The sequence below is a fragment of the Lactobacillus equicursoris DSM 19284 = JCM 14600 = CIP 110162 genome, from assembly GCF_001434815.1.
In the GTDB taxonomy this organism is placed as follows: domain Bacteria; phylum Bacillota; class Bacilli; order Lactobacillales; family Lactobacillaceae; genus Lactobacillus; species Lactobacillus equicursoris.
This window is the reverse complement of sequence record NZ_AZDU01000015.1, coordinates 1-22,808: the sequence shown is the minus strand read 5'-3', so window position 1 is coordinate 22,808 and position 22,808 is coordinate 1. Positions and strand designations below refer to the sequence as shown.

The window sequence follows — 22,808 nt, the reverse complement described above, 5'->3', positions numbered from 1 at the left end:
TTTTTTCTCAATAAGTAAATTATGAACCGCTTACAGCTTGTTTTTGTAAAACAGGCTGTTTTTTTAAGCTAATTTTTTGTATATTTCCACTCTCCCTTTTTCATTATCCCAATTGGTCTAGAGTTTTCTTAAATAGAAATCCATGATATAAACTAAGACATAACTTGATGGAAACAATTGGTCTAGAAAGGGTTGTCGAAAATGAATGTTGCTAACACTGTCTTTTTAATTATCGCGGCCATTTTGGTCTTAATGATGACACCTGGTCTTGCCTTCTTTTATGGCGGCTTGGTCTCCAAGAAGAACGTAGTCAACACCATGCTGTCCGTTTTTGCCATTACTGCTGTAGCGATTATCCTCTTTATCGCCTTCGGCTACGAAATGTGCTTTAACGGTGATAGCCTGGGAATCACCGGCCACATCCGTCACCTCTTTTTGTCAGGAGTTGACTTAAACAAGATCATCTTGAAGGACCAGGGGATTTCTTCTGGCACCTACCTCTTGTTTGAAATGATGTTTGCCATCATCACCCCTGCCCTCTTTGTTGGGGCCACAGTTGGCCGGATGCGGTTTGACTTCCTCTTGGTCTTTGTCATCCTCTGGTCGATTTTAATCTACTACCCTTTGGTCCACATGGTCTGGGGGACCGGCGGGCTGCTGGCTTCTTGGGGCATCCTGGACTTTGCCGGTGGCACAGTCGTCCACATCAACGCCGGGATCACTGCCCTGGTTTTATCCATTTTCTTAGGGCCCCGCTTTAACAAGAAGACGGAAAGCTACAGCCTGCCTTGGGTCTTGCTGGGGACGGCTATCCTTTGGCTTGGCTGGTACGGCTTTAACGCCGGCAGTGCCTTTGGCATGAACAGCATTGCCGTTACTGCGGCTTTAACCACCACGGTTTCAGCTGCCAGCGCCATGATGACCTGGATGCTGCTGGAAAAAATCCTCAAGTCTAAGGTCAGCTTAGACGGGATCTGCACCGGGGCTCTGTGTGGCCTGGTTGGGATCACGCCAGGCGCCGGCTACGAAACGACTTTAGGTGCCTTCTTCACCGGCATCCTCTGCACCATCTGCAGCTACTTCTTCGTCAACAACATCAAGCCAGTCTTGAAGTTTGACGATCCCCTGGATGCCTTTGGCTGCCACGGGGTATCCGGCATTGTTGGCTCGCTCACGGTTGGCCTCTTTGCTGCTAAGACTGTTAACGGTCAAATTGCCTTAAGTGGACTCTTCTACGGCGGCGGGATCAAGCTCTTCATGGTTCAGCTGGCCGGTACCCTCTTCACCATTGTCTTTACGGCAGTTGCAGCCAGTGCCATCACTACTGTTTTAAAGAAGTTTATCGCCATGCGGGTCTCCGCACGCGACGAACAGATTGGCCTAGACCTCAGCGAACACGGCGAGTTTGCTGATGCACAGGTGGGCGAAAGCAGCCTTTTCTCAGCCAAGTAATTATCAGCTGCATCAAGTTATCTAGCGTGCTCTTATATTGACAAGTTTCTCTACAAAAAAGGCTTTGGAAAATCCAAAGCCTTTTTGCTGTTGTAATTATCTTTTCTGATTTTATCTTCTAACTTATTGTTCTGGTTTAGTTAAAAGAATACAGCCGCTGCAAGAGCAGATATGCTCCACTGACCATTTGCCGCGTCGGCCGATTGTCTCTTGAGACAAAGTGGCCGACCAACCGCCTCTTAAAGGACTTGTAAGTTTCCAGGTCATAGGTCTTCAAAAAGCGCCACAGGTCGTCTTTTTTATCCAAATATTCTTTCTTCTTGCCCCTAATCAGGATCACGCTGGTGACCCCAGTAACGGCTTCAAGGAAGTACTTCATGTATTTGGCGTATGGTGCCCGCTTGTTGACTTGAGAGGCATAAAAGACGATCAGCTGCTTGTTGATCATGATCTGCTGGTCAATTTTTCTCAGCATGACCTTTTCATTAACCGACTGGTCATCCCGGCCGATAAAGTAGTGGTAGAGGTTAACTGGCAGATAGCGCATGGTCTGCACGTAAATCATCGGCTCAAAGACAAAGATGTTGTCGTCATATGACACCTTAACCGGCAATTTGACGCCGGACCGGTCGAGCACTCGCCGATTATAGATGACGGAGTGGAGTATGAAGTACTGGCCCATCCGGAGCTTAACCTCTTCCCAGGAAAAGGTCCGCCCTACTGGCAGGTGCGGAAACTTGATTACCCGCTGGCGGTTTAAGGCTGGCTTGTCATAGGCATAGTTGCATAGGAGCAGGTCGATTTCCGGAATCGATTCAAGATAGTCCAATACCTGCTGGTAGGCTGCTTGGTCCAGCCAATCGTCGCTGTCCACAATCTTGACATACTTGCCAGTCGCCTTGGTCAGCCCGTTGTTGATGGCCCCGCCATGGCCGGCATTTTCTTCGTGGATGACGATGACGTCTGGATGATCTTTTTGGTAGGCATCCAGCATTGCTCCTGTTTCATCGCTTGACCCGTCATCGACCAAGATCAGCTCGACCCGGTCTAGCTGCGTCACCAGCGAATCCACGCAGCGCTTTAAGTATTCTGCCGAATTATAGCAAGGAACGATAATCGACATAATTTTTTCTGCTTCACTCATTTTTTAGCACTCCCTAATCAACTCTAGCCATTTGTAGCTTTTCCTTCTAGTATAGCAACTTTTTAGCCTTTAATTAGGGTTTAAGCTAAATTTTGCCAAAAAATAAAACTCCCGTGATCAAATCACGAGAGTTTTGAATTTCTTAACTTTGGTTAAGCTTAAGCCATCAAAGCGATTGGGTCAAGCTTGATCCCAGGGCCAAAGGTTGCAGCAACTGCGCAGCTCTTGATGTATTGACCCTTAGCTGAAGCTGGCTTTGCACGCAAAATAGCGTTTTGCAATGCCTTGAAGTTTTCAGTCAATTGTTCTTCAGTAAATGAAACCTTGCCGATCGCAGTGTGGATTGAAGCTTGACGGTCTACACGGTATTCTACTTGACCAGCCTTAACGTTCTTAACGGCCTTTTCAGTGTCCATCGTAACAGTGCCAGTCTTAGGGTTTGGCATCAAGCCCTTAGGCCCAAGGATCCGACCCAAACGACCAACCTTAGCCATCATCATTGGAGTAGCGATGACAACGTCAAAGTCCAAGTAGCCGTTTTGAACCTTTTCTACCAATTCGTCTGAGCCAACTTCGTCAGCGCCAGCAGCCTTAGCTGCTTCAGCTTGTGGGCCTTCAGCGAAAACGATAACCTTAACTGACTTACCAGTACCGTTTGGCAAAACGATTGAGCCACGGATTTGTTGATCAGCTTGCTTTGGGTCAACGCTCAGGTTGTATGAAACTTCTACAGAAGCGTCAAAGTTAGCGTATGAAGTTTCCTTAACGAGCTTGATAGCTTCTTCTACTGAGTACAACTTGCTGCTGTCAACTTTCTTAGCAGCTTCTACGTATTTCTTACCATGCTTTGGCATGAAAAATCCTCCTTGTATGTGTGGTCAAACGAGCTTTCTCTTTGCTCTCCCACCTGACTTGCTAATTAAAAATTAACAAATTAGTCCTTTACTTCGATACCCATACTTCTAGCGGTACCTTCAACCATACGCATAGCAGCTTCGATTGAGGCAGCGTTCAGGTCCTTCATCTTAGTTTCAGCGATTTCCTTAACTTGAGCAGTGGTTACTGAACCAACCTTGTTCTTGTTAGGTTCACCTGAAGCCTTTTGCAGACCAGCAGCTTGCTTAAGCAAGATTGGAGCTGGAGGAGTCTTAGTGATGAAGTCGAATGAACGGTCTTCGTAAACAGTAATAACTACAGGGATGATCATGCCCTTTTGGTCAGCAGTACGAGCATTGAAGTCCTTAGTAAAACCAACAATGTTGATACCTGCTTGACCCAAAGCAGGACCTACTGGAGGTGCAGGGGTTGCAGCGCCAGCTGGAATTTGTAACTTAACAACATTAATAACTTTCTTTGCCACGGTCAAAACCTCCTTGATTCCGTGATGCGGTTAAAATGGAGAGTTTCCGCACTCTCCTCCCACAATAATAAAGTACGTCTAATATGATACTTTAACTAGGTAAAAAAAGCAAGACTTTTTCTAATTAGTCGTCAATCTTGTCAACTTGGTCGTAGTCCAGTTCCGCAGTAGTAGCGTGACCAAACATGTCAATGGTCAGGTAAAGCTTTTCCTTGTCTTCTTGGATGTCGGAAATCTTACCGACCATGCCGTTAAAGGCACCTTCAGTGATCTTGACGCTTTCGCCCACTTCAAAGTGGATGTCGCGCTTCTTCTTGGCTGGTTCGCCTTGCATTTGCAAGATAGCGGCAACTTCGTCATCGTAAAGTGGAGAAGGCTTGGAGCCACCGCCGTGGCTGCCAACGAAACCAGTAACGTTTGGCGTGTTCCGAACCACGAACCAGCTTTCGTCAGTCATGACCATTTCTACCAAAACGTAGCCAGGGAAGACCTTTTCGCTGACTTCTTCCTTCTTGCCACGAACGTTTTCAACCTTTTGTTCTTGCGGTACGACAACCCGGAAGATGTAGTCTTGCATCCCTAATGACTGTGCCCGGGATAACAAGTCGCTTCTAACCTTGTCTTCAAAACCAGAATAAGTGTGCAAAACATACCATTGCTTCTTGGCCGTTTCTACCATAATAAAAAATCTCCTTTATTTTCGGCAAACAAAAAAACCTCTCAAACGAGGTTTCCTAAAACTAGCATGATTATAACATACTTCTTGTCCATTAGAGAACAATTTGAATCAATTTTTCGAATACCCAATCCAGTGCACCCAAGAAAATTGCGTAAAACAAAGAGGTCAAGACGACATTGACCGTGTCGCGACGATTTTCTTTAGCACTTGGCCAGTGAACGAGCTTCATTTCTTGGCCAACGCTCTTGAAAAACTTAATCATTTACCCTACCTCGTTTCCTTATGCAAAGTTTTCTTTCCGCAGTGCTTGCAGAACTTGTTCAGTTCCAAGCGCTTGGTGCGGTTGCTATTTGCAGTGATTGAGTAGTTCCGCGACCCGCAAACGCTGCAGGCCAAAGCTGCTTTCTTTACTGCCATAATTTTCACCTTCAAACTTCATAAAGTTTAGCAAATTTCTTTTGCAAAAGCAACCATTTATTACAAGCAAAGTCTTTTTACTATTTTTCCTAACTACTTTATAATTAAGAGAAACCGAGTTATTAGCGGAGTATTGTCAAAAAAGTGAGGAAAAAACATGAACCAACATCCAGAATACCTGCTAAACAAGATCAAGTCTCCAGCGGACCTCAAGGTCTTAAGCCTTGACGAAATGAAGCAAGTGGCCGGTGAAATCCGCCACCTGATCATTGAAAAAGATGCTGCTGTGGGCGGCCACCTGGGGCCAGACCTGGGCATCGTCGAATTGACCATTGCCTACCACTACGTCTTTAATGCACCAGGAGACAAAATCGTCTGGGACGTCTCCCACCAAACCTACCCCCACAAGATGCTGACGGGGCGGGCGTACGCTTGGCTTGACCCTGAAGCTTACGGCAAGGTGACCCCTTATACCGACCCAGAAGAAAGCCCGTACGACTACTATGCCATCGGTCACACTTCAACGTCCATTGCCCTAGCCACCGGTATGGCCAAGGCCCGGGACCTTTTAGGCGGCAGCGAAAAGATCATGGCCGTGATTGGCGACGGCTCTTTGACCGGTGGGCTAGCCTACGAGGGCTTAAACAACGCCGCTACCGAAAAGGGCAACCTGGTGATTGTCATTAACGACAACCAGTGGTCCATCGATAAAAACGTGGGCGGCTTGCCGGTTGCCTTGAAAAAATTGCGGGACACAAACGGTGAAGCCAGCGACAACCTCTTTAAGGCCATGGGCTTTGACTACCGCTATGTGGCTGACGGCAATAGCCTAGAAGCCATGATCGCTGCCTTTCAGGACGTTAAAGACGTAGACCACCCAGTAGTTTTGCACGTCAACACCTTGAAGGGCAAGGGCTATGAGCCAGCTTTAGCCAATGAAGAGGCCCACCACTGGGTATCGCCTTTTAACCTGGAAGACGATTCACCAAAGCACCCGGCTCCTGCCTTAACGCCGAAAAAAGTGGCTGTACAAACCATCGCTGAGGCTATCGACCGGGGACAGGAAAACCTTTTAGCCATCAACGCGGCCATCCCTGGCGCCTTTAATCTAGATGGTTTCAAAGAGCAGTACCCAGACCACTACCTGGATGTGGGCATTGCCGAACAAGAATCCGTGGCTTTGGCTGCCGGCTTTGTCAAGGCTGGCGGGCGGGCCATCTTGTTTGAAAATTCCACTTTCCTCCAGCGGGCCTTTGACCAGCTGAGTCACGACGTCGCCTTAAACAACTTGCCAGTGGTCATGCTGGTCGGCGGAGGCGGCATCCAAGCTAATTCCAAGACCCACGTGGGCGTCTTTGACCAGGTCATGATCTCAAACCTGCCAAATTGGCAATACCTGGCCCCGACCACCCTGGCTGAAGAAAAGGCCATGATCAACTGGGCCATCCAGCAAAAAGCGGGTCCAGTGGCCATCAAATTGCCAGTCTGGCCGGTCGATGAAAAAGGCTCAACTTTAGAAGGCTACCAGCACATCCACTACCAAAAGTGGCGGGCTGGCCAAGGCGCAGCCATTTTATCCTTAGGCGATACCTTTAATTTAGGTCTAAAGGCTGCTGAAGAACTTAACGCCAGTCTCTACAATCCCCTCTCAGCCAATACCTTGGACACGGACTGCTTGGACCACCTTGCCCGCCATTATTCAGTCATCATCACTCTGGAAAATAATGTCTTAGATGGTGGCTTTGGGCAAAAAGTGGCCAGCTACTTAGCCGACCAGCCGGTTTTGGTCAAGTCCTTTGGCGAAAAGCGGGAATATACCGATGTCGACCAATCATTAGCTGAAATTTTGAATCGAAACCACTTAACGGCTGAGCAAATCGTCAATGACGTGAAGCAGCTATTAAGCAGCAAGAACTAGCAAAAAGAAAATCAAAATAAAAAGGCGGCCTCACGGCCGTCTTTTTGTTTGCCCCTTCCCCTCCCATCAGGGGAGACAAGAGGTCAGGAATGTAGGGAAATTATCTATTTCTTAAGGTTCTCGTTGACAAAAGCAATAATCTTGTCGTCAGACTCGCTCAAAAATGGAAGCATTGCTTGTTCGGTCTTGTCCGTGCTGCGGCCATTCTTCTCCATGAAGTAGTCCCAAAGGGCATCTCTTACAGGAGTTTCGGAGTCGCTCCAATCAAAAACTTCTTTCATTGAACGATCCAGCAAAGCTGTCTTTATAATTTCTGACATTTTGATTACCTCCTAAACAATTTCATCCTACACCCTTATTATAGTCCTTTTCCGGGAAAGCGGTTTGTTTCTAAAACAAATTTTGCCGAAATTTTTGCCGCATCCGGTAGCGGGCCCGCTTATGGAGGCCAATGTCTGCTAGGTAGTCCTTGTCAGCTTCTTTGACGCCCAAGGCCAGCTCTAGTTCTTCTAACTCTAGGTCGCTCAAGAGAGCAATCACCGGTGCCCACTCTTCGACCATGACGCTTTCATCTCGCACGATCAAATTGGTATCATCCTTGATCGTGTTCCAGTCAAAGTCAAAGCTATAGGTATTTTGCTGGATCTGCCGCTTGACGCGCTGATTCTTTCGAATTATGTTGTAGATCCAATTTTGGAAATTGACCCGGAAGTAGCCGCCAAAACGTTTTTTCACCGTAATGTCAAAATTCTTTGCGGTCAAATAGCAGATGATCAGCCCCTCTTGAAACCAGTCCTGCCGGTCATAGCTCTCGATGTAGTAAGTCATCATCAACTTGTTGACGATGGGGTAGTGGTGGTAGTAAAGCTTTTTTAGCGCCGCCTCATCTCCTTGCTGGATCTTGACAATTAATTTTCGCTCTTCAGTTAAAGTTAAAGACATAATAAAAAGCCCTTTCGCTCCATCCATCAGATAGCATAAAGGACTTTTGCTGTTTTGAGAATCAAACAAGAGTTTGATTTTATCACTTTTCCTGATTAGTAAAGGATTTCCTTTACAAAGGGTGCCGACTGTTAAAGGCTTGGTATAACAGAACCCCGGTTGCAACCGATGCATTCAAGGATTGCACGTGGCCGATCATGGGAATGGTCAGGGTTTGGTCCATCTGCTTTAAGAGCAGCGGAGAAATCCCCTTGCCTTCATTGCCGATCACCAAGACCGTCTTGCCCTTGGCATCCCAGCGGCGGTAGTCTTCGCCTTCCATGGCGGTGCCAAAGATCCAGTAGCCCCGGTCTTTCAGGGTTTGGCAGGTTTGAACCAGGTTGTTGACCCGGGCAACGGGCACATGATCAATAGCCCCCGTTGAAGTCTTAGCCACCACGCTGGTCAAGCCGCTGGCCCGTCTTTTAGGGATAATCACGCCGCTGACGCCAGTAGCATCGCTTGACCGCAAGATGGACCCTAGGTTGTGGGGATCTTCAATGTTGTCCAGCATCAATAAAAATGGGGCTTCATCTTTCCCATCCAGTTTGTCTAAGAGCTGGTCTAAGTCGGCATATTCAAAGCTGGCTACCGTCAAGACCAAGCCCTGGTGGTTTTCCCCGTTGACCATCCGGTCCAGCTTGCTCTTTGGAACCCTTTGGACGATCAGGTTCTTAGGTTTAGCGTAGCGGTAGACTTCGTTAGCAAAGTCTTCTTGGACGCCTTCTGCCAAAAAGACCTTGTTGATCTTTTCTGCCTCCTGCGTTTTCAAAAAGTCGATGCCGGCATGGCGGCCATAGACAAAGTCGTCGCTGTTGAAGTCGTTTTTAATATTTTGGCGGTTATCGCGCTTCTTAAAGTTTGCAGACTTTTTATCGCGCTGATCCTTATTTCTGATTTTTCTTGGCTTAGCTGAAGACATATTCGCTTAAGCCCTCGCTTTCTACTTCTTCAATGCACCAGGCAATCAATTCTTGCACGCGGTCACTTGCCCCGGCCAGGTCTAGGTAGCCAAAGATGGCCTCAAAACCGGTTGACATTTCATAGGTGGCCAGACTGGTGTGCTTGGCCTTGGTGTGGGTCTTGGCATTGCGGCCGCGCTTATAAGCCGTTTTTTCTTCATCCGTTAACAGGGTCTTATCCAGCATCTTGGCGATCAGGGCAGCTTGGGCCTTGGCGGACACATAATGGGTCGCTTCTCTTTGCAGGTTCTGCGGCTTTAAGATCCCGCCCTTGATCAGGTGGCGGCGGATCGCCGCTTCATAGACCCCGTCGCCTAAATAAGCCAGGGTTTGCCCGCTCAAGGTGTTGGGGTCGACGGCTTTTTCAGTTAGCTTCTTCACTTTATTCACGGCTCCATCTCGTTCCTTGCGGGGTGTCCTTCAAGACGATCCCCATGGCTTGCAGTTGGTCACGGATTTCATCGCTTCTAGCCCAGTTCTTTTCCTGGCGGGCCTTGGTCCGTTCTGCTACTAAGGCTTCGATTTCACTGTCGTCTTCGCTAGACTCGCTCTTAACCAGGCGGCCTGCATCAACGCCGAAGACCAGGAGCCAAGCCTTAAGATTTTTGACAAAAGTCTTCAATGCTTCCTTGTCGCTGGCTGCACTATTTACGTTAGAGTTGACCACTGGCAACAGTTCGTAAATGGCCGTCAAGGCATTTTGTACGTTAAAGTCATCGTCCATGGCTGCTTCAAAGGCTTCCTTGGTCTTGGACAAAGCAGCAGTCAATTCTGGATCAGCTTGGCTGGCAGTTTGGTCGCTAAGGCGCCCTTCTACGTCTTCCAAGGTGTTCTTAAACCGGTTTAAGATCGTAGCTGCTTGTTCCAGGTTTTCCTCAGAATAGTTGATTTGGCTGCGGTATTGGACGCTGGCCATGAAGAAGCGGAGCACTTGGGGATCGACTTTTTGCAAGATATCGTGCACAGTGACAAAGTTGTGCAAAGACTTGGACATCTTTTCCTCGTCCTTGCCCACGGTCACAAAGCCGTTGTGGAGCCAGTAGTTGACGAACTTTTGACCCGTCTTGGCTTCACTTTGGGCAATTTCGTTTTCGTGGTGCGGGAACTCTAAGTCTTGGCCACCCCCGTGGATGTCGAAGGTGTCGCCTAAGTACTTAGTAGACATAACCGAGCATTCAATGTGCCAGCCTGGCCGGCCCTTGCCCCATGGGGAATCCCAGGCAATTTCGTCAGGCGCTTTTTGCCCCTTCCACAAGGCAAAGTCGATTGGGTCTTCCTTGCGGCCTTGCTCTTCATCATTGACGTGCTTAGAAGCCCCTTCTTCCAGCTGGTCGATGTTTTGGTCGCTGAGCTGCCCGTAATTGGCAAACTTTTTAGCCCGGTAGTAGACATCCCCGTCAACTTCATAAGCGTAGCCCTTGTCGATCAAATTTTGGACAAAGTCGATGATCGCTGGAATTTCATGAGTAGCCCGGGGGTGGAGAGTGGCTGGTTCAATGTTCAAGGCGGTGGTGTCTTCCAAAAAGGCCTTGATATAGCGCTCAGCCAGCTCTGGCACCGTGGTGCCTTCAGCGCGGGCTTCGTTGATCATCTTGTCGTCAACGTCGGTAAAGTTGGAAACGTACTTGACCTGGTAGCCCTTGTATTCAAAGTAGCGGCGAATCGTGTCAAAGGCGATAGCGCTTCTGGCGTTGCCGATGTGGATGTAGTTGTAGACCGTCGGGCCACAGACGTACATGCTGATCTGTCCTGGAACCAGCGGCTTAAATTCTTCTTTTTGGCGCGTTAAAGTGTTAAAAACTTTCACTAGATTTTCCTGCTTTCTTTTAAAAGTTTTTCCTTGCCTGCAATCATTACTCTTCATTGTAACAGACAATTAGTCCGCTTGGCGGCAAAAAGACCGATCCGCGTGGTAAAATCTGAAAAAAGCGGATTTTTTAGAAAAGAGGAAGAAATGAGCCTACTCGAGGACTTAAAGAACTACCAACCTTACAACGAACAAGAGGCCACAGATGTCAAAGAAATGATCTACCGCCTGGAAACTGGGGAAGAGCTGTTTCTGCGGTCAAATTTAGCCGAGCACTTCACGGCTTCGGCCTGGGTGGTCAATCCCGCACGCGACAAGACGCTAATGGCCTATCACCGGATCTACGACTCTTGGGCCTGGCTGGGCGGACATGCTGACGGCGACCATGACCTGCTGCGCGTGGCCCTGAAGGAAGTCACGGAAGAAAGCGGCGTTGTGGCGCGTCCTATCACAAATCAGATCTATTCAGTCGAGATTTTGACCGTTGATGGCCATGAAAAGCACGGAAAATACGTTCCTTCCCACCTGCACCTGAACGTCACCTATCTCCTGGAAGCCGACGATCGGCAAGCTATCCGGCCTAAAGAAGACGAAAATAAGGCCGTTGCCTGGTTTGGCTTGGATGAAGCCCTGGAAAAGTCAACCGAGCCCTGGTTTGTCGACCGGATCTACTCCAAGCTGAACGCCAAGCTCAAGGACTATCCGGCAAAGTAAATAGAATAAGGCAAAGAAGTAAAAATTTTTTCAAAAAGCCGCTTGACAGAAGCCCATTTACGCTTTAAGATTACATTAATTAAAAATTAAAGCAATCTAAGAAAAGTATCGATTAGAAGAGTAACCAGGTCCGGCTTTTCCCAGAGAGCTCAAGTTGGTGCGATTGAGCAAAAGCCGCCTGGCGAAACACATCTAAGAACTGGTTGGCCGAAATAAAGTAGGCCTTCCCGCTAGCGAGCGTTACCACGGCTGCCCTGGCTGTTCCTGGAAACTGGCTTTCTTTGCCCTTTCCGGCGACTAGTCAGCGGCAGTGTAAGGTCAGTTGCCGTGAGACAGCTGATGAAATGAAGTGGGACCACGACTAACAATCGTCTTCAAGGAAGCAATTCCTTGAGGGCGATTTTTTCTTTCTCTCCGTTTCTTGCTCTTTTTTTAATCTTTCTTTTTCTGCCAGCTTTAAAAATGATTTTGTAAAGGAGTCCGCCATGAAAGAGTCAAACATGTTCAAAAACACCCCGTCTGCCTTAAGTGGCCGACATCCCCTCGCTGCTTTTTAAAAAGAAAACAAGTTAGTTCTACATCAATTCAATTTTAAAAAAACACCGAGGAAAAGATCATGAAAAAATCAGCCATCATCACTTTCGCCCTGTCCGCCAGCCTGCTTTCCGCCTGCTCCAACACCTCTGCCAGCAGCTCAAAGACCAAGCAAGTCTTAAACTGGTTCTCCGCCGGGGAAATCACCACCATGGACCCCGCTTTGAACAATGACGTCTACGGCGGAGAGCAGCTGGACGCCACCATGGAAGGCCTGGTCCGCCTGGGCAACAACTCCAAGATCCTGCCCGGCATCGCCAAGTCCTGGAAGGAAAGCAAGGACGGAATGACCTGGACCTTTAACCTCAGGAAAAATGCCAAGTGGTCCAACGGGGAAGCTTTGACGGCCAAGGACTTCGTCTACGCCTGGCGCCGGCAGGTCAACCCTAAGACCGCCTCAACCCAGTCCAACAAGTACTCCGGCATCAAGAACGCTGACGCCATCGTCGCTTCCAAAAAGCCCGTCTCCAGCTTAGGCATCAAGGCCGTGGGCAAGTACAAGCTGGTCGTGACCCTGGAAAGAAAACTTCCTTACTTCCAGCTCCTTTTAGCCGGCTCAGCCTTTGCCCCGCAAAAGCAGAAGTTCATTGAAAAAGCTGGCAAAAAATACGGCACGGCCGCTAAATACACCCTCTCAGACGGTCCATTCGTCATGAAGGGCTGGACCGGATCCAACCTGACCTGGAAACTGGTCAAGAACAAGTACTACTGGGACAAGAAGAATGTCAAGCTGACCAAGATCAATTTTAGCGTGCAAAAGTCCCAAAGCACCTCCTACAACCTCTACCAGGCCGGCAAACTGGACATGACCACCCTGTCCGCCTCCCAAAGCAAGAGCCTCAAAAACCAAAAGGGCTGGCAGATCAAGAAGAGCAACCGGACCCAGTACCTCATGTACAACTTCAAGACTGACAAGAATCTGCGAAATGTCAACCTCCGCCGGGCTATCGCCGCTGCGATCAATAAGGAATCCCTGGCCAAGACCCTGAACCTTGCTGACATCGCCGCTACTTCTTTAACCCCAAGCGGGATTACTGACCCGGTTAGCGGCAAGGAATTCAGCAAGGAAGTCGTAACCAAAGAGACCAAGGCTATCCAGTCCGGGACTAAGGCCCAGGCTAAGGCTTACTACAAGAAGGCTTTGAAGGAACTGGGCAAAAAGCAGATCACCATCAAGCTTTTAGGCGATGACACTGACGACGCCAAGAAGACCACGGAATTCATCCAGAGCGCCCTGGAAAGCACCCTGGGCATGAAGGTCGAAGTCACCAACATGCCATTTAAGAACCGCTTTGCCAGAGAAGAAGCCGGCGACTTTGACGTCATCTTGGACGGCTGGAGCGGCGACTATGCTGACCCGAACACCTTCCTGGAAATGTTCCAAAAGACCAACGTCAACAACTACGGGAAATGGGAAAATGCGGCCTACAACAAGGCAATAGAAACTTCCAAGACCACGACTTCAAGCAAGAAGCGCTGGGCAGAACTGGTCAAGGCTGAACGCATCCTCCTCACCCAGCAGGGCGTGACCCCGCTTTACTACGGCAACACCGCGACCTTAATCAACCCGAAGGTTAAGAACATCACCCTTAAAGGCGCAGGCCTTGCTTACAACTTCAAGGGTGCTTACATCAGCAAGTAATTAACTACTAAGGAGCAAAAGATGACTTTTCCCTACCAAGAATTCGCCCGTAAAAAAATGCCAGTCCTCCTGGCTGACTTAAAAGACTTGATCGCCATCGATTCTGTCAGAAACATGGACCTGGCGACTCCCGAATATCCAGTGGGGCCTGGTCCGGTCAAGGCCTTGGAAAAATTCCTAAATATTGCTGACCGGGACGGTTTTCAAACTGAAAACATCGACAACTATGCCGGGGTCGTTACTTTTGGCCAAGGCAACCAGGAATTAGGCGTGGCCGTCCACGTCGACGTTGTCCCGCCGGATGAAGGCTGGAGCCAGGATCCTTTTACCCCCTGGGTCAAAGACGGCAGAGTCTTCGGCCGGGGAGCAAGCGACAACAAGGGTCCGGCCTTAGCCGCCTACTACGCCCTCCTTGCTTTAAAGGAAGCCGGTTTTCAGCCGAAAAAGAAGATTTCCTTGATTATCGGCACTGACGAGGAAACCGACTGGGTGGGGATGAAGTACTACCTCCAAAAACGCCCGGCTCCTGACTGGGTCTTCTCCCCCGACTCCTCTTTTCCTATCGTAACCGGCCAGGCTGGTCTGGCTGTTTTGAAGACAGATTTTATTGGCAAAGAAGCTACTGGCTTAATCCTTGAGTCCTTCACTGCCGGCCAGGCCACCAACATGATTCCAGCCGCCGCGACTGCCGTTGTCTCTGGCGAGAATCTTGCGAAAATTGCCACAGCTTTCCCGGACTTTTTGGCCAAAAATGGCTTGACTGGGGAAATCAACGAATCAGCTGGCGACAATGGTACTAGCTTAAAGATAAGTTTAGAAGGCGTCAGCGCCCACGCCTCAGTTCCCTGGGAAGGGAAAAATGGGGCCTGCCTCCTGGCCAGCTTCTTACGGGCCTTTCCTTTCACCGGCCGGGCTAAAAATTTCCTGGACTTTGCCGGTGACCTTGAGCTGGAGGACTACTACGGGGAAAAGATCGGGATCGCCAATACTGACTCCGAGATGGGCAAGTCCATCAACTGCCCGGCCGTCTTCCGCTACCAAAAAGGCCAAGCCGAAGCCTATATCAAGAGCGACATCCGTTACAGCCGGGGGACCAGCCCGGAAAAAATGTGCCAGCAGCTAAACGACAAGTTCGGCGCTTTCTGCCAAACAACCTTCCAACCCTACCAAGACTTTGAAAAGCCCCACTTCGTTGCCAGCGACGATCCCTTCGTCAAGACCCTCCTTTCCGTCTACGAAAAGCAGACCGGCCAAGCTGGCGAGACCATCATCTCCGCTGGCGCCAACTATGGCCGCTTCTTTAAAAACGGGGTCGGCTACGGGCCTGCCTTCCCCGGCAGCCTGGACACCGCCCACGCCATCGACGAATCCGTCAGCCTGGCTGAACTGGAGAAAAGCTTGGACATCTACGCGGAAGCCATTTACGAATTAAGCAAGTAGAATATGCAAAAAAGACTTTTACCAAAAACAGGTAAAAGTCTTTTCTTATCTGCTTGCCTTCAGTTCCGCGCAGATCTGCTGGTGGCGGTCAGCGTAGAGGCTGCTCTTCTCCCAGATAAAGGTGAAGTCATGGCGGATCTGGAAGTCCCGCAAATTCAACTTCCGCAGCTTTCCTGCCTTTAAAAGGTCACTGACGGCAGTCTGGTACAAAAAAGAGACCCCGCAGTTGGCCAAAAGCAGCTGGGTGATCATCTGCATGTTGCCGACCTGGACATACTGCTTGAAGTCGCTCAGTTCCCGCCCTTGGGCGCCTAAGCTGTCCTCCAGGATCTTCCTGGTCCCTGAACCCGGTTCCCTGACCAAAAGGCGCTGGTCAAAAAGGTCGGCGATCTGGTCCGGCTCCTTGGCAAAAGCCAAATCTGGCGAGCAGACGGCGATGAAGTCCTCGCTTTGGTAGCGCAGGCTGGCATAGCCCCTGGCCGGGTCTCCTTCTACCAAGGCAAAGTCCAGGTCCCCCTCATCCAATTTCTTGGTCAAAAACTGGGTGTTGCCGTAGACGACTTCCACATTGGTCTGGGGATGATCTTTTAAAAAGCGGCTTAGCGGCCTGGCTAAGACGTATTCCCCAATCGTCATGGTTACCCCAAAGCGGACCGGCGGCAGGTCAGCCTGCTTGATTTCCGCTTTAAGCAGGCGCTCATCGCTCTGCATCTGCCGCATGGCCTGGCGGAGTTTCTCTCCCGCCGCAGTCAAGGTCAGTTTCTTGCCCTGGTAGCTGAAGAGCTTGACCTGGTACTCCTTCTCCAAATAGCGGATATGCTGGGACACAGCCGGCTGGGTCACGTGCAGGCGGTCAGCCGCCCGGGTGAAGTTCATGGTCTCACAGACCGTTAAAAATGTTTTGACGCGAAAATCCAGCATCCCCTGCCTCCTTACAATAATTTTGCTTTATCGACAGATAATAATCTATAATTTTATTTTCTACTATTTTACTACTATACTAAAGCATGTTCAAAAAATATCTGGAGGCAATAAAGAAATGAATTGGATTAAAAAGAATCTGCCCGGCATCCTGGTCTGCCTGGCCATCGCTATCCCCGCCTGGCTCTTAGGCAAGGCCCTGCCAGTCATCGGGGGCGCCGTCTTCGCCATCTTGTTTGGCATGGTCATCACTCTCTTTTGGGAAGACAAGCAAGGCGCGGCCAGCGGGATCAAGTGGTCGTCCAAGTATATCCTGCAAACAGCTGTCGTTCTCTTGGGCTTCGGGATGGACCTGCAGGTGGTCGTCAAGACCGGCCGCCAGTCCCTGCCGATCATCATCTGCACCATCTCAACTTCTCTCTTGCTCGCCTGGCTTTTGCACAAGTCTTTAAACATCCCCGGCAAGATCTCAACCTTGATCGGGGTTGGCTCATCCATCTGCGGGGGCAGCGCCATCGCCGCTACCGCCCCGGTTATCGACGCTGACGATGACGAAGTGGCCCAGGCCATCTCTGTTATCTTCTTTTTCAACGTCCTGGCCGCCATCCTCTTCCCCATCTTTGGCAAGCTCCTGGGCTTTGACCAGACTTCGGGGACTTCTTTCGGCATCTTTGCCGGGACAGCCATCAACGACACTTCTTCCGTCACTGCCGCGGCGGCGACCTGGGACAGCATGTTCCATTTGGGCAGCCAGACCCTGGACAAGGCCGTGACCGTCAAATTAACCAGAACCCTGGCCATCATCCCTATCACCCTGGCCTTAGGCTATTTCACCGCCAAAAAGGAGCAAAGAGGCAACAGCTTCAGCTTGAAGCGGGCCTTCCCCGCCTTCATCCTCTACTTTGTCCTGGCATCCTTAATCACGACCTTTGCCCTGGCTAATGGGGTAAATGCCAATGTCTTCCTGCCTTTAAAGGAGTTGAGCAAGTTCATGATCGTCATGGCCATGGCCGCGATCGGCCTTAACTCCAACATCGTCAAGCTGGTCAAGTCCGGGGCCAAGCCCCTCCTGCTCGGCGCTTCCTGCTGGGCCGGGATCACAGCCGTCAGCCTGCTTTTGCAGCGGCTAATGGGGCTCTGGTAAAAAATAAAACAAACAATTTAATCGATTGCATGAAAAAAGGCTTTTACCGCTTGGTAAAAGTCTTTTCCTTTGTTCTTTAGCTTATTCGATGCCAGCTTCGTCAAGCTGCTTCAAAGTCAGATCCAAGTGAGCCAGGACCTTTTCCTTGCCCATCAATTCCATGGCTTCGCCGATACCAGGGCCCACCATTGACCGGGTAGTAGCAATCCGGATTGGCATGAAGAGCTTGCGGCCCTTGATGCCAGTTTCCTTCCGGGTAGCTTGGATAGCGCCCATGATCTTCTTAGCCGTGAAGTTGTCCAATTTTTCCAATTGGCTTCTGAAGTTTTCGATGGCTGGACGAGCTTCGTCCTTCTTGAATTCATCGATTTCTTCGTCAGTCAGGTACTTGGCTTCAGTAAAGAAGATCTTTGACAAATCAACGATTTGCTTGGTGTAGGACATTTGGTTAGCGTACATGTTGACCAATTGTCTTACCCATTCCATCTTGCCTGGTTCAGGACTAGCTTCTACCAGACCAGCTTCTTGCAAGTTGTGCAAGGACAAGTCAAGCAGTTCATCGCGGTCAGCCGTCTTCATGTATTGGTTGTTGACCCAATCCAGCTTCTTTTGGTCAAAGGCAGCTGGTGACTTGGACAGACGAGCTGGGTCAAATTGCTTGATGAATTCCCGCTTTGAGAAGATTTCACTTTCACCAACTGGTGACCAGCCCAGCAAAGTGATGAAGTTGAACATGGCTTCTGGCAGGAAACCAAGTTCCCGGTATTGTTCGATGAATTGCAGAACTGATTCGTCACGCTTTGACAACTTCTTGCCAGTTGCAGAGTTGATGATCAAAGTCATGTGGCCAAAAACAGGTGCTTCCCAGCCCAAGGCTTCGTATACGCACAATTGCTTTGGCGTGTTTGAGATGTGGTCATCCCCGCGCAAAACGTGGCTGATTTCCATCAAGTGGTCATCGATCACAACGGCAAAGTTGTAAGTTGGCATCCCGTCGCGCTTTTGGATAACAAAGTCGCCGCCGATGGTGTCAGATTCAAAGCTTAAGTGACCCTTAACGATGTCGTCCCATTCGTAGGTTACGCCTTCTGGAATGTGAATACGGACAACTGGCTTAAGACCCTTAGCGCGGGCTTCTTCTTGAGACTTGGCGATTTCGTCAGCCGTCATGCCTTCGTATTCGTAAACGTAGTGAGGAGCGATCCCCATGGCTCTTTGTTCTTCACGCTGAGCTTCCAGTTCTTCCTCAGTTTCAAATGAGTAGTAAGCCTTGCCTTCTTCAAGCAGTTGGTCGATGTACTTTTGGTAGATGTCTTTTCTTTCAGACTGCTTGTAAGGACCGTAGTCGCCGCCAACGTCTGGGCCTTCGTCCCAATCAATCCCCAGCCAGTGCAGGTTTTCGATTTGGGATTCAGCGCCGCCTTCAACGTTACGAGCAGTGTCAGTGTCTTCGATTCTTAAAACCAGAGTACCCTTGTTGTGACGGGCAAATAAGTAGTTAAACAAAGCGGTACGCGCGTTACCAATGTGCAGGTGGCCAGTTGGTGATGGCGCGTATCTAACGCGGATTTTTTTATTAGCCAAAATCATGCCTCTTTCTTACTATTCTTCAACTTACTTAGTTTACTCGTTATAGGTCAAAAATTCAACCAATAATCTCCTACTTATATAGGAAAAAAGCAGCCTGAACGAATCAAGCTGCTTTTTAGCAAAATCTTAAAACTTATCCTTGCCTTCAGTCAGGTACTTCATAATTAGATACTCGCCGCCAAAGAAGATTGCGCCGTAAATAGCCGTAGCTAAGAGCAACATCCATAAATCGCCCAGACCTTGACCACTAGCATTGGAATTATAGCTAAAGCCTTTACTGCTCAGGGCAAAGCTGAAGGTACTAGTGGCAAAATTGGAGAAGACGTCTCCAATCCGGGACATCATGGCCCCGCCGAGGAAGAATAGGATAAACAAGATCACCACTTTAACTAGCTTCGAAGTCCAGCCCTTTAGGGGCAAGAAGTCGGCCAAAGCACTGGTAAGATCCAAGAGGAAAAGGAAGAAGCAAATGTTGGCAACTACTGCTACAAAGGCAAAGAGAATAAACCAGACAAGTCCTTCCCAAAAGAGGCCATTTTTTACCACGTCCCCCATCCCTAGGAAGAGGTTTCCTTCAAATTTGGCCTGCAGCATGAAGGGAATCAGCAAGAAGAAAAAGAGGACAACGCACAAGAGGGTCATGAAGAAAACGCTGATCGTACCCGAGAGAACGTTGGCTGACAAGAGATCGAGCTTTTTAGCTGGCACCAGCTGCCAGGTCTGGCTCCGGGAAACCCGGTGGGCCTGTAGTACCACGGCAAATTCAAAGGCGATGTAAACGACCAAGAGCACCACAGCACTAATCCCAATCCCAATTGCCGCGCTGTCAGCGTTTTTTAACCCGTATCTAAAAATAAAGAAGATCGTCGCTACCAGGCTGACAATCGCCCCCACGGCAAAGTAGGCTAGGGCCTGCTTGTTCTTTTGCTTCAGCATCGTCTTAAAGACTGACTTAAAATTCGTCATTTCTATTCCTCCCCTTCATAAAAGCCTTCGTACCACTCTTCCAGGCTTTCGTTTTGCTCCCGAATTTCGTCTGCGCTTCTTTGCTCAAGAACGGAGTGATTTTTAACCAAAACGACTTCATCAATGATCGTAGCCACTTCACCTAATACGTGGTCGCTGATAACCAGGGTTGCGTCTTCTGGCTTCCAGAGCAGAAGCGACTTCACGATCTTCTTCCGGCTCATCAGGTCGATCCCGCTAAAAGGCTCATCCAGAAGGTAGAGCTTAGCCCGGCGGGCAAAGGTCAGGGCAATGATTAACTTCTCCTTCATCCCTTTTGAAAGAGCTCCCAGCTTTTCATCCTGATTTAAGTTCATGAATTCCAGGATTTGTTCAAATTGCTCTTGGTCAAAGTCTGGGTAAACTCCTTGGTAAAAAGCCGCCACATCCTTGATCTTGACTGAATCTCTAAAGTAGGCCAGGTTGTCGGTCATGGCCAGGTACTGCTTGCGGGCATCCTCATCGCTTTCCCTACAAACCGAAACTTGCCCTTGGTAGTGCTTGGCCACGCCGGCAATCACCCGCATCAGGCTGGTCTTGCCCGCCCCATTGGCGCCTAAGAGGGCCACGATTTGCCCCGCTTCCAGGCTTAAGTTGACTCTCTCCAGGATTTTCTTCGAATTCTTCCGGTAGCTTAAATCCTTAATCTCCAAAGTTTTGCTCATATTACTCTCCTCGATCCGTTTCTTGCAGGTATTGCTCCAAAATCCTGCCGATCTTATCCCTTTCGACTCCTAATTTTTCCATCCGGCTGACAAAAGCAGCTGGTTCGCTGACCAACAGCTTGCGCTTGGCCGCTTCTAGCAGGGCTTCGTCCTCAGTGACAAAGTTGCCTTCGCCTCTTTTAGAATAAATGTAGCCTTGGGCCGTTAACTCTCTCAAGGCCCTTTGCACGGTGTTCACATTCACCGTCAGCTCCACGGCCAAGGCCCGAACTGATGGCAGCTTGTCGCCAGCTTTGAGCTTCCCCTGAGCCAGCTCTAAGAAGATGTAATCTTCGATCTGCACGTAAATGGGGATGTTGTCTTTAAATTTCATATTTTCCACCTATCCACTGTACTAGTTATCTAATACACTGTTAGTGTAGTACATTTTTTCTTGCTTGGCAAGTATTAGTCAAAAATAATCCGATTGTTTTTCTTAATTTTTGCTGAACTATTACTTAAAGTTGTTTCACTTTGATGGTGACCCTAACTAATGTTTAGTTCATCTTTCGCTCATAGTTGCTTGAATCGCTTTCTTTCTGCATTTTTTACTGATAAACTGAAATTAGTGTTTGCCAATATCATTTTTCAAGGAGGAAAAACATGAAAAAGGCTAAATTTTTCGCAGCTGGCAGCGTGGTGCTGGCAGCCCTGGCATTAACTGCCTGCGGCGGCAACTCATCCACTTCCAGCAAAAAAGAGCTGAACTGGGAAGAATCAGCTGAAATCCCAACCATGGACCTGTCAAAAGCAACTGACAGTGCCAGCTTTACCCAATTGATCAACACCATGGAAGGTCTTTACCGGGCTAAGTCAGACGGGAGCCAAGAAAAGGCACTGGCAACTAGCGAAACTGTGTCAAAGGACGGCAAGACTTACACCTTCACTTTGAGAAAGTCCAAGTGGAACGACGGTACTCCAGTTACTGCCAAGGACTTCGTTTACTCATGGAGAAGAACGGTTGATCCAAAGACTGCTTCCCAATACGCCTACCTTTTTGAAGGCATCAAAAACGCCATGGACATCCAAAATGGCAAAAAGAAGCCTGAAACTTTGGGCATCAAGGCCGTTGGCGACTACAAGCTGGTTGTGACCTTGGACCGGCGGATTTCTTACTTCAACAACCTGATGGCTTTTGCCAGCTTTTTCCCGCAACAAGAAAAAGCCGTTAAGAAGTACGGCTCTAAGTACGGTACTGCCTCTAAGTACATGGCCTACAACGGTCCTTACGTGATGACTGGCTGGACTGGGTCAAACCTGTCATGGAAGCTGAAGAAGAACCAAAACTACTGGGACAAGAAGAACGTGAAGCTTGACGCAGTTAACTACAGCGTCCAAAAGACGCCATCAACGGCCTACAACTTGTACCAATCAAACAAGCTTGACGCGGTTTCTCTTGACGCTGAACAAAGCAAGCAATTGAAGAGCGTTAAGGGCTACACTCTTTACCCACGCGGGACGACTTTTTACATTCAATTCAACCAAGCTAAGAACAAGTACTTAAAGAACGCCAACATCAGAAAGGCGCTGTCTTTGGCTGTTAACCGGAAGAACCTGATCAAGGTATTGGGCGGCAGCAACACGGTTTCCAAGACTTTAACGCCAGCTAAATTGACCAAGTACAACGGCGAAGACTACATCAACTTGGTATCTAAGAGCGATGAAGTCTACATCGACTACAACAAGGCTGAAGCTCAAAAGTACCTGAAGAAGGGTATGAAAGAACTTGGCATTAGCAAGCTGAACTTGAAGCTGTTGTCAGACGATACTGACGGCGCTAAGAAGTCAACGGAAGCTATGCAGTCAAGCATCCAAGAAACCTTGCCACAAGTAACGATCACTACGCAAAACCTGCCATTTAAGACGCGTTTGGCTAGAACTGACGCCGGCAACTTCGACATGGTTGTCACTGCTTGGGGCGCTGACTTCAACGACCCAATCTCCTTCTTGGAATTGATGACGACCACTAACAGCCAAAACGGCGGTAAGTGGAGCAATAGTCAATACGACAACTTGATCAAGGCTTCTAAGACCACTGGCTCAGACAAGGAACGCTTTAACGACTTGGCTAAGGCTGAAGGCGTCCTCTTGAAGGACGTTGGGGTTTCACCACTTTACTCCAGCACTAGCGCTTGGATCGTCCGGCCAAACATCAAGAACTTGATCAACTTGCGCGACCACTGGGACTTCAAGTACGCATCCGTTAACTAATCTATGAAAAAACAGGCTCAATCTGAGCCTGTTTTTTGTTTGGTCGGTAGGGGGGATGATGCCCCCTATTGTAGGTAGCCATGGACTTTTTCGACTGACGATTCCCCCAACCTTTGTTAGCCA

Annotated in this window: 23 protein-coding genes and 1 other annotated feature; of the genes, 7 read left to right on the top strand and 16 right to left on the bottom strand. The window is 49.0% G+C overall.

Features of this window, described 5'->3' with window-relative positions; genetic code table 11:
• Nucleotides 1–201 precede the first annotated feature (201 nt).
• Nucleotides 202–1,452, top strand: coding sequence for an ammonium transporter (locus FC20_RS04285; protein ID WP_056945322.1), 1,251 nt, complete (start codon nt 202–204; stop codon nt 1,450–1,452).
• 136 nt (nt 1,453–1,588) lie between these two features.
• Here the strand turns inward: FC20_RS04285 and FC20_RS04280 are convergent, their stop codons facing one another.
• The 6 genes from FC20_RS04280 to rpmG all read right to left on the bottom strand — a co-directional run bounded on the left by FC20_RS04280 (nt 1,589) and on the right by rpmG (nt 5,052).
• On the bottom strand, nt 1,589–2,596 hold the full coding sequence (locus FC20_RS04280; RefSeq protein WP_008460975.1) for a glycosyltransferase family 2 protein: 1,008 nt from the start codon (nt 2,594–2,596) through the stop codon (nt 1,589–1,591).
• A 158-nt stretch (nt 2,597–2,754) separates the two neighbouring features.
• Nucleotides 2,755–3,450: a 50S ribosomal protein L1 gene (gene rplA, locus FC20_RS04275; RefSeq protein ID WP_008460973.1), complete on the bottom strand. Its 696-nt coding sequence runs from the start codon at nt 3,448–3,450 to the stop codon at nt 2,755–2,757.
• A gap of 80 nt (nt 3,451–3,530) precedes the next feature.
• A complete protein-coding gene (rplK, locus tag FC20_RS04270; protein ID WP_008460971.1) occupies nt 3,531–3,956 on the bottom strand; it encodes a 50S ribosomal protein L11 in 426 nt (141 codons plus the stop codon).
• A gap of 124 nt (nt 3,957–4,080) precedes the next feature.
• On the bottom strand, nt 4,081–4,635 hold the full coding sequence (gene nusG, locus FC20_RS04265) for a transcription termination/antitermination protein NusG (RefSeq protein ID WP_008460969.1): 555 nt from the start codon (nt 4,633–4,635) through the stop codon (nt 4,081–4,083).
• 91 nt (nt 4,636–4,726) lie between these two features.
• A complete protein-coding gene (gene secE / locus FC20_RS04260; RefSeq protein WP_008460968.1) occupies nt 4,727–4,897 on the bottom strand; it encodes a preprotein translocase subunit SecE in 171 nt (56 codons plus the stop codon).
• Nucleotides 4,898–4,902: 5 nt separating this feature from the next.
• Complete coding sequence (rpmG, locus tag FC20_RS04255; protein ID WP_002876495.1) at nt 4,903–5,052, bottom strand: 50S ribosomal protein L33; 150 nt, start codon at nt 5,050–5,052, stop codon at nt 4,903–4,905.
• A 157-nt stretch (nt 5,053–5,209) separates the two neighbouring features.
• On the opposite strand from rpmG, the gene FC20_RS04250 reads away from it, so the two are divergent.
• Nucleotides 5,210–6,970 carry a 1-deoxy-D-xylulose-5-phosphate synthase gene (locus FC20_RS04250; RefSeq protein WP_008460961.1) on the top strand — a complete coding sequence of 587 codons (1,761 nt, stop codon included), beginning with the start codon at nt 5,210–5,212 and terminating at the stop codon, nt 6,968–6,970.
• A 104-nt stretch (nt 6,971–7,074) separates the two neighbouring features.
• Here the strand turns inward: FC20_RS04250 and FC20_RS04245 are convergent, their stop codons facing one another.
• The 5 genes from FC20_RS04245 to cysS form a co-directional block, all read right to left on the bottom strand.
• Nucleotides 7,075–7,290 carry a P8 family protein gene (locus tag FC20_RS04245; RefSeq protein WP_008460959.1) on the bottom strand — a complete coding sequence of 72 codons (216 nt, stop codon included), beginning with the start codon at nt 7,288–7,290 and terminating at the stop codon, nt 7,075–7,077.
• A gap of 70 nt (nt 7,291–7,360) precedes the next feature.
• The gene (locus FC20_RS04240; RefSeq protein ID WP_008460957.1) at nt 7,361–7,912 is read right to left on the bottom strand and encodes a sigma factor; all 552 of its coding nucleotides are present in this window, start codon (nt 7,910–7,912) and stop codon (nt 7,361–7,363) included.
• Nucleotides 7,913–8,024: 112 nt separating this feature from the next.
• Nucleotides 8,025–8,873: a 23S rRNA (guanosine(2251)-2'-O)-methyltransferase RlmB gene (gene rlmB / locus FC20_RS04235; RefSeq protein ID WP_008460956.1), complete on the bottom strand. Its 849-nt coding sequence runs from the start codon at nt 8,871–8,873 to the stop codon at nt 8,025–8,027.
• Nucleotides 8,860–9,303 (bottom strand): Mini-ribonuclease 3, encoded by a 444-nt coding sequence (locus tag FC20_RS04230; RefSeq protein WP_039943518.1) that lies wholly within the window; start codon nt 9,301–9,303, stop codon nt 8,860–8,862. Before FC20_RS04230 ends, rlmB begins: the two co-directional genes overlap by 14 nt.
• Nucleotides 9,296–10,720, bottom strand: coding sequence for a cysteine--tRNA ligase (gene cysS, locus FC20_RS04225; RefSeq protein WP_008460952.1), 1,425 nt, complete (start codon nt 10,718–10,720; stop codon nt 9,296–9,298). Before cysS ends, FC20_RS04230 begins: the two co-directional genes overlap by 8 nt.
• A 147-nt stretch (nt 10,721–10,867) precedes the next feature.
• On the opposite strand from cysS, the gene FC20_RS04220 reads away from it, so the two are divergent.
• The 3 genes from FC20_RS04220 (at nt 10,868) to pepV (ending at nt 15,110) form a co-directional block, all read left to right on the top strand.
• Nucleotides 10,868–11,434, top strand: coding sequence for an NUDIX hydrolase (locus FC20_RS04220; protein WP_008460950.1), 567 nt, complete (start codon nt 10,868–10,870; stop codon nt 11,432–11,434).
• 99 nt (nt 11,435–11,533) lie between these two features.
• Nucleotides 11,534–11,813: a binding site (T-box leader), on the top strand.
• Nucleotides 11,814–12,050: 237 nt separating this feature from the next.
• The gene (locus tag FC20_RS04215) at nt 12,051–13,670 is read left to right on the top strand and encodes a peptide ABC transporter substrate-binding protein (protein WP_008460949.1); all 1,620 of its coding nucleotides are present in this window, start codon (nt 12,051–12,053) and stop codon (nt 13,668–13,670) included.
• Between the two features lie 21 nt (nt 13,671–13,691).
• The gene (gene pepV, locus FC20_RS04210) at nt 13,692–15,110 is read left to right on the top strand and encodes a dipeptidase PepV (RefSeq protein WP_008460947.1); all 1,419 of its coding nucleotides are present in this window, start codon (nt 13,692–13,694) and stop codon (nt 15,108–15,110) included.
• A 45-nt stretch (nt 15,111–15,155) separates the two neighbouring features.
• Here pepV and FC20_RS04205 read toward each other — a convergent pair whose 3' ends face one another.
• Nucleotides 15,156–16,031 (bottom strand): LysR family transcriptional regulator, encoded by an 876-nt coding sequence (locus tag FC20_RS04205; RefSeq protein WP_008460945.1) that lies wholly within the window; start codon nt 16,029–16,031, stop codon nt 15,156–15,158.
• A gap of 118 nt (nt 16,032–16,149) precedes the next feature.
• Between FC20_RS04205 and FC20_RS04200 the strand changes: the two genes are divergently transcribed.
• On the top strand, nt 16,150–17,175 hold the full coding sequence (locus FC20_RS04200; protein WP_008460943.1) for a YeiH family protein: 1,026 nt from the start codon (nt 16,150–16,152) through the stop codon (nt 17,173–17,175).
• An 81-nt stretch (nt 17,176–17,256) separates the two neighbouring features.
• Here FC20_RS04200 and gltX read toward each other — a convergent pair whose 3' ends face one another.
• From gltX to FC20_RS04180, 4 genes are all read right to left on the bottom strand, one after another.
• On the bottom strand, nt 17,257–18,759 hold the full coding sequence (gene gltX / locus FC20_RS04195) for a glutamate--tRNA ligase (RefSeq protein ID WP_039943526.1): 1,503 nt from the start codon (nt 18,757–18,759) through the stop codon (nt 17,257–17,259).
• Between the two features lie 132 nt (nt 18,760–18,891).
• Nucleotides 18,892–19,731, bottom strand: coding sequence for a hypothetical protein (locus tag FC20_RS04190; RefSeq protein ID WP_008460939.1), 840 nt, complete (start codon nt 19,729–19,731; stop codon nt 18,892–18,894).
• Between the two features lie 2 nt (nt 19,732–19,733).
• Nucleotides 19,734–20,435 (bottom strand): ATP-binding cassette domain-containing protein, encoded by a 702-nt coding sequence (locus FC20_RS04185; protein ID WP_008460937.1) that lies wholly within the window; start codon nt 20,433–20,435, stop codon nt 19,734–19,736.
• Between the two features lies 1 nt (nt 20,436).
• On the bottom strand, nt 20,437–20,808 hold the full coding sequence (locus FC20_RS04180; protein ID WP_008460935.1) for a GntR family transcriptional regulator: 372 nt from the start codon (nt 20,806–20,808) through the stop codon (nt 20,437–20,439).
• 269 nt (nt 20,809–21,077) lie between these two features.
• Between FC20_RS04180 and FC20_RS04175 the strand changes: the two genes are divergently transcribed.
• Complete coding sequence (locus FC20_RS04175) at nt 21,078–22,685, top strand: peptide ABC transporter substrate-binding protein (protein WP_008460933.1); 1,608 nt, start codon at nt 21,078–21,080, stop codon at nt 22,683–22,685.
• Nucleotides 22,686–22,808 lie beyond the last annotated feature (123 nt).

What these genes read in the sequence shown, in the direction of transcription:
- FC20_RS04245 (WP_008460959.1), bottom strand. Translation starts at nt 7,290, where the DNA reads ATGTCAGAAATTATAAAGACAGCTTTGCTGGATCGTTCAATGAAAGAA.
- rplA (WP_008460973.1), bottom strand. Translation starts at nt 3,450, where the DNA reads ATGCCAAAGCATGGTAAGAAATACGTAGAAGCTGCTAAGAAAGTTGAC.
- FC20_RS04250 (WP_008460961.1), top strand. Translation starts at nt 5,210, where the DNA reads ATGAACCAACATCCAGAATACCTGCTAAACAAGATCAAGTCTCCAGCG.
- FC20_RS04220 (WP_008460950.1), top strand. Translation starts at nt 10,868, where the DNA reads ATGAGCCTACTCGAGGACTTAAAGAACTACCAACCTTACAACGAACAA.
- secE (WP_008460968.1), bottom strand. Translation starts at nt 4,897, where the DNA reads ATGATTAAGTTTTTCAAGAGCGTTGGCCAAGAAATGAAGCTCGTTCAC.
- FC20_RS04180 (WP_008460935.1), bottom strand. Translation starts at nt 20,808, where the DNA reads ATGAAATTTAAAGACAACATCCCCATTTACGTGCAGATCGAAGATTAC.
- FC20_RS04215 (WP_008460949.1), top strand. Translation starts at nt 12,051, where the DNA reads ATGAAAAAATCAGCCATCATCACTTTCGCCCTGTCCGCCAGCCTGCTT.
- rlmB (WP_008460956.1), bottom strand. Translation starts at nt 8,873, where the DNA reads ATGTCTTCAGCTAAGCCAAGAAAAATCAGAAATAAGGATCAGCGCGAT.
- rpmG (WP_002876495.1), bottom strand. Translation starts at nt 5,052, where the DNA reads ATGGCAGTAAAGAAAGCAGCTTTGGCCTGCAGCGTTTGCGGGTCGCGG.
- pepV (WP_008460947.1), top strand. Translation starts at nt 13,692, where the DNA reads ATGACTTTTCCCTACCAAGAATTCGCCCGTAAAAAAATGCCAGTCCTC.
- FC20_RS04240 (WP_008460957.1), bottom strand. Translation starts at nt 7,912, where the DNA reads ATGTCTTTAACTTTAACTGAAGAGCGAAAATTAATTGTCAAGATCCAG.
- FC20_RS04205 (WP_008460945.1), bottom strand. Translation starts at nt 16,031, where the DNA reads ATGCTGGATTTTCGCGTCAAAACATTTTTAACGGTCTGTGAGACCATG.
- FC20_RS04285 (WP_056945322.1), top strand. Translation starts at nt 202, where the DNA reads ATGAATGTTGCTAACACTGTCTTTTTAATTATCGCGGCCATTTTGGTC.
- nusG (WP_008460969.1), bottom strand. Translation starts at nt 4,635, where the DNA reads ATGGTAGAAACGGCCAAGAAGCAATGGTATGTTTTGCACACTTATTCT.
- FC20_RS04280 (WP_008460975.1), bottom strand. Translation starts at nt 2,596, where the DNA reads ATGAGTGAAGCAGAAAAAATTATGTCGATTATCGTTCCTTGCTATAAT.
- FC20_RS04200 (WP_008460943.1), top strand. Translation starts at nt 16,150, where the DNA reads ATGAATTGGATTAAAAAGAATCTGCCCGGCATCCTGGTCTGCCTGGCC.
- FC20_RS04185 (WP_008460937.1), bottom strand. Translation starts at nt 20,435, where the DNA reads ATGAGCAAAACTTTGGAGATTAAGGATTTAAGCTACCGGAAGAATTCG.
- FC20_RS04190 (WP_008460939.1), bottom strand. Translation starts at nt 19,731, where the DNA reads ATGACGAATTTTAAGTCAGTCTTTAAGACGATGCTGAAGCAAAAGAAC.
- FC20_RS04175 (WP_008460933.1), top strand. Translation starts at nt 21,078, where the DNA reads ATGAAAAAGGCTAAATTTTTCGCAGCTGGCAGCGTGGTGCTGGCAGCC.